The following is a 12,433-nucleotide window of genomic DNA, read 5'->3' on the forward strand; positions in this document are numbered from 1 at the left end:
GGCTTCCATCGTCGGCGTCGGGGGGCCGGGGTGCTGGCAGCTTTCCGACGTCGAGTTCGGGGCCGGCTGTCAGGGACCTTGCAGGGCGGCGGTCACCGCCGGGGGGTCCCAGTAGAACGGGCGGATCTCGGTGATCTTTCCGTCCCTTACGGTCATCAGCTGGACGATCCTGGTCTCCAGGGCGCGGCCGGTCGCGCGGGCCACGAAGCGGACGCGGCTGGTGACCACGACGTCGGGGCCGTCGATGATGTGGCTCTGGTCCAGGAATTCGATGGATTGCCAGGCCTCGCTCATGACCGCCATGAAGCGTTCGATGCCGTCGGGGCCGCGCCAGTCGCCCGCGTACGGGAGCCCGGGGGCCTGGTGCAGCACCACCTGCGGGTCGAGGCAGGCGGCGATGTCGTCGAAGGCGGCGGCGCCCGGGCCGCCCGCGGCGACGTAGGCCGTTTCGGCGGCGTAGAAGCGGGTGAGGGTTTCCGAGGTGGTGGGGTGGGTGGTGCTCACGCGTCCCCTAACGAAGGGGGCGGGTGGGGGTCACCGCTGGGTGGGATTGAGGTTCTGGTGGATTTCCAGGGTCGCCGTGGATTTGTTGAGGGTGATGTAGTGGAGGCCCGGGGCGCCCTCGGCGAGGAGGCGCGCGGACATCGTTGTGGCGTGGTCGACGCCTATGCGGTGGGCGGTCGCCGGGTGGTTCTTCGCCGCTTCGAGCTGCTGGGTGAGGGTGGGCGGGAAGCGGGCGTCGGTTAGCTCGGCGAAGCGGCGGATCTGGCGGAAGTCGGTCGCCGGCATGATCTCGGGGATGATCGGGGTGTCGCAGCCGGCTGCGGCGAGGCGGTCCCGCAGACGGAGGTAGTCGTCCGCGTCGAAGAACATCTGGGTGATGGCGTAGTCGGCGCCGGCCCGGCATTTGGCGACGAAGTGGCGGACGTCCTCGGTCCAGGAGGGGGAGCGGGGATGGCGCTCCGGGAAGGCCGCCACGCCTACGGTGAAGGCGCCCAGTTCGCGGACCAGGGTGACCAGTTCGTGGGCGTGGGTGAGGCCGTCCGGGTGGGGGGTCCACTGCCCCTTCGGGTCGCCGGGCGGGTCCCCGCGCAGGGCGAGGACGTCGCGGATGCCGGCGTCGGCGTACTGGCCGATGATGTGGCGCAGTTCGGCGACGGAGTGACCGACGGCGGTCAGGTGGGCGACCGGGCGCAGGGTGGTCTCGGCGGCGATGCGCCGGGTGACCTCGACGGTGCGGTCGCGGGAGGAGCCGCCGGCGCCGTACGTGACCGAGACGAAGGTGGGGGTCAGTGCCTCGATGCGGCGGATCGCCGCCCATAGGGTCCGCTCACCGGCGTCCGTCTTCGGTGGGAAGAACTCGAAGGAGAAGGAGCGCAGGCCTGCGGCCAGGTGCTCGCGCAGGGGCTTGGCGGCGAGGGGGGTCCTGGGGGGCAGGGGGGTCCCGGCCGGCAGCGGGGTCCCGGCCGGCAGCGGGGTGGCCGATGGTGTCATGGCAGGTCCGTCAGGAGTGGTGCCAGGGCGGCGGTTTCGTGGGGGCCGTAGGTGTCGGTGATGCGGCGGAGCAGGTCCGCGGGCACGATCTTGTACTCCTGGGTGCCGACCGATTCGAGGACCAGGGTGGCCATGGCGCAGCCCAGCCGGGCGGCCGTCGGTGCCGGCAGTCCGCGGGCGACGGCGGCGAGGAAGCCGGAGCGGAAGGCGTCGCCCACGCCGGTGGGGTCGGTGGGGGCGGGTGAGGGGAGGGCGGGGACGTGGGTCGGGGCCGGGTGTGGGTGCGGGTCCGGGTCCGGGTGTCCGTGCGGGTGCGGGTCCGGGGGCCCGGCCGGGTGCGGGGCCAGGGGACCAGCCGAGTCCGGAGCCAAGGGACCAGCCGAGTCCGGAGCCAAGGGACCAGCCGAGTGCACGTGCGGGTGCGGTTGGCCGTTGTGGGTTTCGAGGCGGGCGCCCTCGGCGCCGAGGGTGGTGATCCAGGTGCCGATGCGGGCGAGGACCTCCTCGCGGGTCCAGCCGGTGCGCTGGAGCAGGAGGGCGGCCTCGTAGGCGTTGGTGAAGAGGAAGCGGGCGCCCGTGATCAGCCGGCGGGTCTCGTCGCGGTCGAGGCGGGCGAGCTGTTGGGAGGGGTCGGCGGCGAAGGGGATGCCGAGCCGGCGGCACTCGTCGGTGTGGCGCAGCATCGCCTCGGGGTCGTTGGGGGCGATGACCACCAGGTCCGGGGTTCCGGTGCGTTCGGCGACGGTGGCCAGGGAGATGTGGCGGGCCTCGGCCATGGCGCCGGCGTAGAAGGTGGCGATCTGGTTGTGGTCGGCGTCGGTCGTGCACATGAAGCGGGCCGTGTGGAGGGTCGCGCTGACGCGTACGGAGGCGGTGTCGACGCCGTTGTTCTCCAGCCAGGCGGCGTAGTCGGCGAAGTCCTGGCCGGCCGCGCCGACGAGGACGGGGGTGAGGGCGAGGCGGGCCAGGCCCACGGCGATGTTGGCCGCCACGCCGCCTCGGCGTACCTCGAGGGTGTCGGCGAGGAATGAGAGTGAGACGTGGTCCAGCTGATCGGGGATCAGCTGGTCGCGGAACCGGCCGGGGAAGACCGTCAGGTGGTCGGTGGCGATTGAACCGGTGACTGCGATGCGCACGTCGGGGTCTCCTGGGGGGAGTGGCCTGCGGCTTGGCGCAGGCAGGTGGTTAGAGGCCTGCCGCTTGGCTCAGGGACGTGGTCAGAGGCCTGCCGCTTGGCGCAGGGCGTCTGCTCGGTCGGTGCGTTCCCAGGTGAAGGGCGGGAGTTCGCGGCCGAAGTGGCCGTAGGCCGCGGTCTGGGCGTAGATGGGGCGGAGGAGGTCGAGGTCGCGGATGATCGCGGCCGGGCGGAGGTCGAAGACATCGGTGATGGCGCGTTCGATGCGGTCGGTCGCGACGCGGGCGGTTCCGAAGGTTTCGACGAAGAGGCCGACCGGGGCCGCCTTGCCGATGGCGTACGCGACCTGGAGCTCGCAGCGGGAGGCGAGGCCGGCGGCGACGACGTTCTTGGCGACCCAGCGCATGGCGTAGGCGGCGGAGCGGTCGACCTTGGAGGGGTCCTTGCCGGAGAAGGCACCGCCGCCGTGGCGGGCCATGCCGCCGTACGTGTCGATGATGATCTTGCGGCCGGTCAGGCCGGCGTCGCCCATCGGGCCGCCGATCTCGAAGCGGCCGGTGGGGTTGACCAGGAGGCGGTAGCCGTCGGTTTCGAGCTTGATGCCGTCTTCGGCGAGGTCCCGCAGGACGTGTTCGACGACGAACTCGCGGATGTCGGGGGTGAGTAGCTTGTCGAGGTCGATGCGGGCGGCGTGCTGGGAGGAGACGACGACGGTGTCGAGGCGGACGGGGCGGCTGCCCTGGTACTCGATGGTGACCTGCGTCTTGCCGTCGGGGCGCAGGTAGGGGATCGAGCCGTCGCGGCGTGCGGCGGAGAGGCGGCGGGACAGGCGGTGGGCCACCTCGATGGGGAGGGGCATCAGGTTGGGGGTCTCGTCGGTGGCGTAGCCGAACATCAGGCCCTGGTCTCCGGCGCCTTGTTTGTCGAGGGCGTCCTCGGTGGCGGCGGCCGCGCTGGCGCCCTGGACCCTGGTTTCGTACGCCGTGTCCACGCCCTGGGCGATGTCGGGGGACTGGGCTCCGATGGAGACGGAGACTCCGCAGGAGGCGCCGTCGAAGCCCTTGGTGGAGGAGTCGTAGCCGATTTCGAGGATCTTCTCGCGGACGAGCTGGGCGATCGGGGCGTAGGCCTGGGTGGTGACCTCGCCGGCTATGTGTACGAGGCCGGTGGTGATCAGGGTCTCGACGGCTACGCGGGAGGTGGGGTCCTCGCGCAGGAGCGCGTCGAGGATCGTGTCGCTGATCTGGTCGGCGATCTTGTCGGGGTGGCCCTCGGTCACGGACTCCGAGGTGAACAGGCGGCGGGACATCAGGAATCCTCCGGCTTGTCGGGAAGGGGTGTGGGCGGTGGTGCGGGCCGGGTGGGTGGGGTCGGGTGGGCGGGCGGGGCCGACGGTGGGGCCGGGGCCGACGGTGGGGCCGGCGCCGGTGGGGCCGGCGCCGGTGGCGCGGCCGGGTCCGGTGGCGGCCGGGTCCGGTGGCGCGGCTGAGGCCGGCTGTGCGGGCAGGCCCGGCTGTGCGGGCAGGCCCGGCTGTGCGGGCAGGCCCGGCTGTGCGGGCGGGGCCGGCGGTGCGGGCGCGGCCAGCGGTGCCGGCGGTGTGGCCGGGGCCAGTGGCGCTTCCGAGGCCCGCTGGGCGGGCAGGCCCGACTGAGCGGGCGGGGCCGGCGGTGCGGGCGGGGCCGGCGGCGCCGCCGGGTCCGGCTGGGCGGGCAGGGCCGACGACGCGCCCGGAGCGGGCTGGGCGGCCGGGGTTGGCGGTGCGGACGGGGCCGGCTCCACGGGCAGGGCCAGCGGTGCGCCCGGGGTTGGCTGGGCGGGCGGGGTTGGCTGGGAGGCGAGGGCGTGGGAGACCAGTGTTTTGGCGGCGCCGGTGTAGGTGGTGGGGTCGAGGAGGTCCGCCAGTTCGGTTTCCGTGAAGTGCCGGGATACTTCGGGCAGTTCGCGCAGGATGAGGGCCAGCGGGCGGTTTTCGTGGTCGGCGGTGAGCGAGGCCTGGGACAGCAGGTCCTTGGCGCGGGCCTTGCCCAGTCGCGGGGCCAGGGCGGCGGACAGGCGCTCGGTGGCCACCTGGCTGCCGGTGAGGGCGAGGTTGCGGAGCATGCGCTGTGGGTGGGGCGTCAGGCCCTCGGCCAGCTCGGCGGCCGTCCAGGCGGCGCCGCCCGCCAGGCGCAGGCACTCGCGCAGCAGCAGCCATTCGGCGTGCCAGACTCCTGCGGAGCGCTCGTCTTCGGTTACGAGGCACTGGGTCAGTCCGGTGGCGAGTGGGGGGACTTGGAGGGCGGCGCTGCGGATCAGGGTGGACAGGACCGGGTTGCGCTTGTGGGGCATCGCGGAGGAGCCGCCGCGCCCGGCCACGGCGGGCTCTGCGGCCTCGGCGATCTCCGTCCGGACCAGCACCTGTACGTCGACGGCGAATTTGCCGAGCGCGCCGGTGGTGAAGGCGAGCGCGGCGGCGATGTCGGCGATCGGGGCGCGGAGCGCGTGCCAGGGCAGGGTGGGGCGGGCCAGTCCGGTCTCGGCGGCGAAGGCGGCTGCCAGCCGTTCGGCGTAGTCCTCGGCGGACGGCTGGGCCGGGTACGCGTCCTCCCCCGCGGGGGGTGGCGGGGTGGCGTGTTCGAGGTACCCGGCCAGGGTGCCGGCTGCGCCGCCCAGGGAGATGGGGAGGGAGGCGCGGACCGTGGTGATGCGGGTTGCGGCCTCCAGGATCAGGTGGCGCCAGCCGGCTGCTTTGAGGCCGAAGGTGGTGGGGACCGCGTGGAGGGTCAGGGTACGGGCCGTCGTGACCGTGTCCTTGTGTTGCTCCGCGAGGGCGGCCAGGGATTCGGCGGTGCGGAGCAGGTCGGTGGCGATCAGGTGCAGGGCGCGGGTGCATATGAGCATGGCGCCGGTGTCCAGGACGTCCTGGCTGGTCGAGCCGCGGTGGACGTATTCGGCGGCTGCTGGGTCCTTGGACGCTACTCGGGCCGTCAGGGCTCCCACCAGGCCCACCACCGGGTTGGCGGTTTCGCGGGCGGCGAGGGCCAGGGAGCGGAGGTCGAAGTGGTCGGCGTGGGCGGCTTCTGTGATGGCCTTCGCTGCGGCCGCAGGGACGGTGCCCAGGCGGGCCTGGGCGCGGGCGAGGGCCGCCTCCGCGTCGAGCATGGCCTGGAGCCACGCCGGTTCGGCCACCGCCTCCTCGACCGGGGTGCCCACGCGTACGGGTGAGAGGAGGCCTGTGTCCGGGCCTCCGTCGAAGTCCCTCATGTGTGGGCCTCCTGGAGGGTGGGGAGCCAGTGGGCGGGGGTGAGGTGGAGGAGGGCCCGGGCTATCGAGTCCGAGTCGCCCAGGGTCACCGAGTTGACGCCCGGTCTGATGCCGGCGGCGGTCACCCAGTGCACGGCCTCGGTGGGCACGCCGTAGGCGAAGCGGCGCGGATGGGCTCGGCCGCGTGCGTCCACGGTCCGGTACGGGCGCTGGGTGACGGCCAGGCCGCCCGACTCGTACGTGGTGCCGCAGCTGCCCTCCAGCCGGTACGGGGTGGCCTGGCCGGTGTGGAGCAGGTACTGGAGCAGGGCGTCTCCGGTCCGGCGCAGGTCGGGCTCCGGCAGCCGCGCCTCGATGAGCACGGTGGCCCGTACGGGGTCGGCGTCCACGCTGCGGGAGCGGGCCGCGAAGGCGGGGGCCGGGCCGGAGGAGTCGATGACTATGTCGAGGTCGGGGCCCAGGATCTCTACCACCCCGGCCTCGATCAGTGCGTGCAGTTCCTCGATGCGGGACACGGGAGGGCCGATGGAGAGGAAGGCGTTCAGGGGCGTGTACCAGCCCTGGAGGTCGTCGCGGTAGGAGTTGCCCTCCAGGCCGCCGTGGTCGACGGCGAGCCGGATCTCGTTGCGCAGGTCGCGCAGGACGTCGAGGGCCGCCTTGAGCGGTCCGCTGACGTTGCCGGCGGCGGCCTCGCGCATGTCCCGTGCGAGGTAGTCCAGGAGCCAGCGGCGGAAGTGCGCGCGGTCGGTGAAGCGGGTGGTGCCCGCGGGGCGGGCGAGCGCGTCCCAGTCCCAGCGGGCGGACCGTTCTATGCCGTGGGCGTCGAGGAGGGCGTGTTCGGCGGCCTTGGTGGGCGCCGCGAGGTAGGCCTCAGCGAAGGACGGGGCCCGCCCCGAATCCCCGCGGGAGATCAGCAGGGTTTCGTAGTAGACGGTTTCCACTTCTTTGGCGATCAGTGGCCAGAGGTGGGTGGAGAAGTGGATTCGCTCGCCTTCGCGAGAGCGGCGGCGTAGTGCTCGGATCGCGGCGAGGTCCAGCAGTCTGGGCTCGTAGCGGCCGTGCGGGCCCTTCTCGTTCTCGCCGCGCGCGTGGTACGGGATGCCGCGCCGCGAGCCGGCGTGGATGAGCGGCTCCTGTCCGGACGGGAGGTAGACCAGGCGGCCGGCGCGGCGGGCGAAGGTGCCGCCGCGGCCGTGGGTGAGGAGCGCCATCTGGTCGAAGAAGTTCAGGCCGAGGCCGCGGATCAGGACCGGCCGGCCCGGTTTGACCACGGACAGGTCCAGGTCGGCCGGGTTGGCGGGGAGGAAGTGGGCGAGGCCGTGCGCGGCGGCCCTGCGCGACCATTCGGCCTCCTTGTCCGACGGCCGTCCGCGTACGTGGCCCTGGGCGAGGACGACGGCGTCCAGGCCGGTCAGGCGGGTGCCGTCGGCGAGGGTGAGGGTCTGCGGGCCGCCGGGGAGGGGCCCGTCGTCCGCCAGGGCGACCGCGCGGGTGCGGTGTTCGATGACGGAGCAGTGCGCGGGGGCCTCCTGCGTCACGCGGCGGTAGGCGTATTCGAGGTAGCGGCCGTAGAAGGCGCGGGTGGGGTAGGTGTCGGGGCCCAGGCGCAGGGCCTCCGCGCGGGTCTCGTCGTCGAACGTGCCGGTGTCGTCGGCGGGCACGACCGTGACCGCCCATTCGTAGAGGCTCGGTCCCGGGTCCACCGGGCCGTCCATTTCCACCGTCCCGTCGGTGAAGACCGTCACCTGGGAGGCGACGGTGTTCATCAGCAGCAGCCGCGACTGGTCGGTGCGCCAGACCCGGCCGGCGCCGGGCGGATAGGGGTCCACCAGGTGGACGATGACCGAGCCGTGCGCGGCGGACTTGCGTTCGTTGGCGCAGATGCGTTCCAGCACCGACAGGCCGCGCGGGCCGGCCCCGACGATGCAGATCTCCAGCGTGGTGGTGCCGCTCATGCCGCCTCCCTCTCCCCGGCCCGCCCCGAGCCGGTCAGTTGGGCGACGAGTTCGCCCGGGTGGGTGGGCAGCCTGTTGCCGCGCCAGGCCACGTGCTGGTCGGGGCGGATCAGCACGAGGTCCCGCTCGTAGAGGTCGCGGGCTTCGGGGAGGTCGACGTCGAGGACGGTCAGCGGCATGCCGAGGCCCTGGGCGGCCGCCTCCAGCGGTTTGCTGTCCGGTGCTCCGCCGCCGAGGCGCAGCAGGGTCCAGCCGGTGCCGAACCGGTCGTACAGGGAGCTGCCCTGGCCGTGCCAGTCGTCGAGCCACAGGTGCGGGGCGCGGCCGCCGGGGACGCCGGAGGGGGTGTAGGTGCCCCAGGAGTCGGCCGGGGGTTCGCCGTCGCCGGCGACGATGGGCGAGCCGTCGTAGCGGGCTCCGAGCTGCACGCCGAGGGAGTGGGTGCGTTCCCCGTAGTCGCGCAGCAGGTCGCCCGCCCTGGCCCGGGCCTCTTCGCCGGCGGGACCGTCCTCCTCCAGCGCGGGCGGGCGGGCGATGGAGCCGAGTCCCGCGTTCAGTTCGCGGGCCGCGGCGGTGTTGCGCAGGGCCACCGGGCGGCGTTCCGTCTCGTACGTGGCGAGCAGGCCGGGGCCGCCCCAGCCCTGGAGGACGGCGGCGAGCTTCCAGGCCAGGTTGGCGGCGTCGTCGACGCCGGTGTTCATCCCGAAGCCGCCGTTGGGCGTGAACAGGTGCGCGGCGTCCCCGGCGAGCAGGATCCGGCCGATGGTGAAGCGCCGCGCGACCAGGGCGGCGCCCGGGGTCCAGGGCCGGTGGCCGAGGACCTCGACGGGCAGCGGGGTGCCGGCGGCCCGGCGCACCAGGTCGCCGATCCGGCCGGGGTCGGCGGTGTCGGGGTCGACGGAGCTGGTGAGCAGGAAGAACTCGTCGGCGCCGTCGAGGGCGATGAGGTTCATGACGAGTTCGCTGTTGAGGGCCCAGTAGCTCCAGGCTCGCGGGCCGGTCATGACGTCCGTGTGGAAGGTGGGCAGCCGCAGGTGGGCAGCGGTGGCCCGGCGGCCCAGCACTTCCTGGTCGAGGGAGCCGGGGCCCTCGTAGTGGACGCCGAGGGAGCGGCGGACGAGGCTGCGTCCGCCGTCGCAGCCCACGGCGTAGCGCGCCCTGGTGTGCCGGACGCGGCCGTCGGCGTCCTCGGTGCTCAGGACGACCCGGTCCTGGTCCTGGCGCATGCCGGTGACGGTGCGTCCGAGGTGCAGGGTGATGCGGGGGCGGGTGCGGACGTGCTCGTAGAGGAACCGCTCGACGTACATCTGGTTGGCGCGGTGGACGGGCTCGGGTGTCTGGTCGGTGGCGGGCGCGGCGGCGGTCTCGCGCATGCGCAGGCCGCGGGAGGCCAGGGGCAGCCGGGCCAGCTCGTGGCCGTCGTAGCGGGTGAACCAGGCGATGTCGGCGGGGTGTTCGGCGGGCAGGCCGAGGCGGCGGATCGGCGCGGAGATGCCGAGGCGCCGGTAGTGCTCCATGGTCCGCGCGTTGTGGGTGTTGCCGCGCGGCTCGCCGTACGGGTGGGGGGCCGCGTCGAACACGGTGGAGGGCACGCCGTGGCGGTCGAGGAAGAGCGCCAGCATCAGGCCGACCGGTCCCCCGCCCACGATCGCGACGGGTGTGGGGGGTGAGGGGTCGTTCATCGGGTCGTTCATCTAGCACCTCCCCCTTGCGGGCTTGGTCTCCGCGGGCTTCGTGGCGGCGGTGGGCGGGGTGTGCCCGAGGGCGGTCAGGAGGGCTTCCTCCAGCGCCTGCGCGGGCTTGGCGCACGCGGAGAGCTGCCGCATCGTCACGAAGCCGTCGGGGCGGACCAGGACCGCCCCGTCCTCGTCGTGGCCGCGCAGCCGGCTCCACTCGCCGTCGGCGTCGACGAGCCCGCCGCCCGCGCCCGCGGCGCCGACGGCGTACGCGTCGATGCGGACGCCGTGGCGGCGGGCGCGCTGGTCGGCGGCCTCGAGCCAGGCCCGGCCGTGGGAGCCGGCGAGCAGCAGGAAGGAGCCGGGCGCGGTGTGCAGCTGGTGGGTGGAGACGCGACGGCCGTCCCGGTGGAGCCAGGCGTGGGGCAGCCGGGAGCCGGGGCGGGCGGACTGCGGGTACTGCAGGCCCAGCGGGTCGCTCTGGGGGCGGGGGGTGCCGTCGGGGGTGACGCGGCCGGCGTCGGCGTAGTCGTAGCCCATCTCCAGGCCGAGGTGGGCGGTGGTGATGCGGTTGGTGTCGAAGTACTCGCGCAGGACGGCGCGGCGGGTCTCGCCGTCCGGGGTGTCGGAGAAGAGCGCGGTCATCTGGGCGCGGTTCCACTCCGGGCGGGCGCCTTGCACGACTCCGGTGCCGGCGGTGAACGCGATCTGGTTGAAGAGGGAGAACAGGGCCCGTTCGACGACGCGGACGGCGACCGGGCGCCGTTCGGCGTCGTAGCTCTCCAGCAGGGCCTCGTCGGCGCGGCCGCCCAGGACCAGGGCGAGCTTCCACGCGAGGTTGTGGGCGTCCTGGACGGCGGTGTTCAGGCCGAGCGCGCCCGACGGCGGGTGGCGGTGGGCGGCGTCGCCGACCAGGAAGACGCGGCCGGAGCGGAAGTGCCGGGCGACCGTGCCCTCCACGGGCCAGCGGCTGATGCTCTCGACCTCCATGGGGTGGTCGTCGGGCAGTTTGAGGGTGCCGCGGACCATCTTGACGATGGTCTCGTCGTCGAGTTCGGCGGCGCCCTGCGCGCCCGGCGGCCGCGAGAACATCAGCGTCCACTCCTCCGAGTGGCGGCCCCAGCGGCGCGGGCCCATGGGCACCACTCCGCAGTGCTCCAGGGTGCCGTCCTGGGACAGGCTGGAGACCCGGTTGACGACGGCGTCGTCGTACGGGATGAACGGCGAGAAGTCCGCGCGGACGTGGAGGTTGATCCACTCCAGGAAGGTCGGGGTGCCCTCCATCTCGACGTCGTCCCGCAGCCGCCCCACGGTCTTGCCGCCGTCCGCGGCGATCACGTAAGAGCAGCGCACGCGGAAGGTGTCGGCGGTGTCGCGGTCGAGGACGGTGGCGGTGACCCCGTCCTCGTCCTCCGCGAGCTCCAGCAGTTCGTGGTGGAAGAGCAGGCCGCCGGGGGCGCGCTCCTCGGCGTGCCGGCGCAGCAGCGGTTCCAGCCAGCGCTGGCCGAGGTTGGCGTGCGGCTGCGCGGAGGCCTTCGCGTAGCGCGCGGCGAGTTCGCCGCCGCCGAAGGCGCTGGTGCGGTGCAGCACCTTGCGGTCGTACGGCTCGTCCCCGCCGAGGCTGGACAGCCAGACCATCGCCCCGCTGTTCTCGGGGGGCGAGCCCTCGCGGTAGATGTCGGCGGCCACGCCCAGGTGCTCGAATATCTCCATCGTGCGTGCGTTGAGGATGTGCGCCTTCGGCTGGACGGATGTCGAGGGGTGGCGTTCCACCAGGAGCGAGGCGATGCCCAGGTCGGAGAGGGCCAGCGAGGAGGTGAGCCCGGAGCCGCCGCCTCCGACGATCAGGACGGGGACGTGGCGGTCGGCGGCCGCGGCCGGCCGGGGTGGTGTGTTCATGCTTCTTCCTTTGCCGGTGCCGCGACCAGCAGGCTGGTCTCCAGGGCCAGTTCCCGTACGGATTCCAGGCGGAGGCCGGCCGCGTCCAGCAGGGTCCGGTAGCCGTCGAGGGTGCGTTCGCGGCCGCCCGCCGCCATCAGCAGGTGCAGGTCCCACAGGAGCGGCAGGAGCGCGGTGCCGTCGGTGGGGATGACCCGCTCGACGATCAGCAGCCGGGCCCGGTCGGGCATGGCCGCGCGGATCGTGGAGAGCAGGCGCACGGCGTGCGCGTCGTCCCAGTCCTGGAGGACCCGCGACAGCAGGTAGACGTCGCCGTCGCCGGGGACCTCGTCGAAGACGTCGCCGCCGACCGTGCGGTGCCGGCCGGGTCCGAGCGTGCGGGTGAGGTGGGCCTCGGCGACGGGCACGACGTGCGGCAGGTCGAACAGCACGCCGTGCAGCTCCGGGTGGGCGGCGAGGACGGTGGAGAGCAGCATGCCGCCGCCGCCCGCGACGTCGACGACGGTGCGGGCGGAGCCGAAGTCGTAGGAGTCCAGGACGTCCTGGAAGAAGACGTTCCCGGCGTTCATCGCGCGTTGGAACTTGGCGGCGGCCCCCGCGTCCGCCGCCAGGTGTGCGCGCAGGGTGGTGCCGAAGGTGTGCTCGAAGCCGGAGGTCCCGGTGCGGACGGCGGGGACGACGGCGCCCCAGGCGCGGTGGAACTCCTCGCCGTAGATCACCGCCATGTCCCGCATCGAGCGTTCGTGGTCGGTGCGCAGCAGCTCGCCGACGTCGGTGAGCCGGTAGCCTTCGGCGCCGCCGCCGGTGAAGACGCCCATGGCGGTCAGCAGGCGCATCAGGCGTTCGATCCCGTCCGTCCTGGAGCCGGTCGCGTCGGCGAGTTCGGCGGTGGTGGTGCGGCCGGCGTGGATGTGGTCGGGGAGGTCGAGTACGGCGGCCGCGTGGAGCGCCTGTGCCTGCCAGGCGCCGGTGAGGAGGTCCACCACGCGACGCGCGGGCTGCCCGTCGGCCATGTGTCGGAGCCTTTCGG

The 12,433-nt window shown here is 73.7% G+C and carries 8 protein-coding genes and 1 pseudogene; all 9 read right to left on the bottom strand.

The annotated features are described in order from the left end of the window. Positions 1-69: 69 nt before the first annotated feature. The 9 genes and pseudogenes from ACGFYU_RS20440 to ACGFYU_RS20480 all read right to left on the bottom strand — a co-directional run bounded on the left by ACGFYU_RS20440 (position 70) and on the right by ACGFYU_RS20480 (position 12,416). Positions 70-504: a nuclear transport factor 2 family protein gene (locus ACGFYU_RS20440; RefSeq protein ID WP_393828697.1), complete on the bottom strand. Its 435-nt coding sequence runs from the start codon at positions 502-504 to the stop codon at positions 70-72. Positions 505-534: 30 nt separating this feature from the next. Beyond that, positions 535-1,494: a methylenetetrahydrofolate reductase [NAD(P)H] gene (gene metF, locus ACGFYU_RS20445; protein ID WP_393828698.1), complete on the bottom strand. Its 960-nt coding sequence runs from the start codon at positions 1,492-1,494 to the stop codon at positions 535-537. Further along, a complete protein-coding gene (locus ACGFYU_RS20450; protein WP_393828699.1) occupies positions 1,491-2,630 on the bottom strand; it encodes a carbohydrate kinase family protein in 1,140 nt (379 codons plus the stop codon). The genes metF and ACGFYU_RS20450 overlap by 4 nt, the downstream gene beginning before the upstream one ends. Before the next feature lie 81 nt (positions 2,631-2,711). Beyond that, positions 2,712-3,938 (bottom strand): methionine adenosyltransferase, encoded by a 1,227-nt coding sequence (gene metK, locus ACGFYU_RS20455; RefSeq protein ID WP_393828854.1) that lies wholly within the window; start codon positions 3,936-3,938, stop codon positions 2,712-2,714. A 597-nt stretch (positions 3,939-4,535) separates the two neighbouring features. After that, a pseudogene (locus ACGFYU_RS20460) lies at positions 4,536-5,873 on the bottom strand (lyase family protein); the annotation flags it as partial. Further along, positions 5,870-7,828, bottom strand: a complete 1,959-nt coding sequence (locus ACGFYU_RS20465; protein ID WP_393828700.1) for an FAD/NAD(P)-binding protein — start codon at positions 7,826-7,828, stop codon at positions 5,870-5,872. The gene ACGFYU_RS20465 and the pseudogene ACGFYU_RS20460, both read right to left, overlap by 4 nt. After that, entirely contained in the window at positions 7,825-9,522 is a 1,698-nt protein-coding gene (locus tag ACGFYU_RS20470; RefSeq protein WP_393828701.1) for an FAD-dependent monooxygenase, read from the bottom strand. The genes ACGFYU_RS20465 and ACGFYU_RS20470 overlap by 4 nt, the downstream gene beginning before the upstream one ends. Continuing rightward, positions 9,523-11,403 (bottom strand): FAD-dependent monooxygenase, encoded by a 1,881-nt coding sequence (locus ACGFYU_RS20475; protein WP_393828702.1) that lies wholly within the window; start codon positions 11,401-11,403, stop codon positions 9,523-9,525. It lies immediately after the preceding gene. Beyond that, positions 11,400-12,416: a methyltransferase gene (locus ACGFYU_RS20480; RefSeq protein ID WP_393828703.1), complete on the bottom strand. Its 1,017-nt coding sequence runs from the start codon at positions 12,414-12,416 to the stop codon at positions 11,400-11,402. The genes ACGFYU_RS20475 and ACGFYU_RS20480 overlap by 4 nt, the downstream gene beginning before the upstream one ends. Between the last annotated feature and the right edge of the window lie 17 nt (positions 12,417-12,433).

Source organism: Streptomyces sp. NPDC048337 (assembly GCF_043201175.1).
Taxonomy (GTDB): domain Bacteria; phylum Actinomycetota; class Actinomycetes; order Streptomycetales; family Streptomycetaceae; genus Streptomyces.

Coding starts and splice junctions, on each gene's coding strand:
- metF (WP_393828698.1), bottom strand. CDS start 1,494: ATGACACCATCGGCCACCCCGCTGCCGGCCGGGACCCCGCTGCCGGCC.
- metK (WP_393828854.1), bottom strand. CDS start 3,938: ATGTCCCGCCGCCTGTTCACCTCGGAGTCCGTGACCGAGGGCCACCCC.
- ACGFYU_RS20465 (WP_393828700.1), bottom strand. CDS start 7,828: ATGAGCGGCACCACCACGCTGGAGATCTGCATCGTCGGGGCCGGCCCG.
- ACGFYU_RS20470 (WP_393828701.1), bottom strand. CDS start 9,522: ATGAACGACCCGATGAACGACCCCTCACCCCCCACACCCGTCGCGATC.
- ACGFYU_RS20475 (WP_393828702.1), bottom strand. CDS start 11,403: ATGAACACACCACCCCGGCCGGCCGCGGCCGCCGACCGCCACGTCCCC.
- ACGFYU_RS20480 (WP_393828703.1), bottom strand. CDS start 12,416: ATGGCCGACGGGCAGCCCGCGCGTCGCGTGGTGGACCTCCTCACCGGC.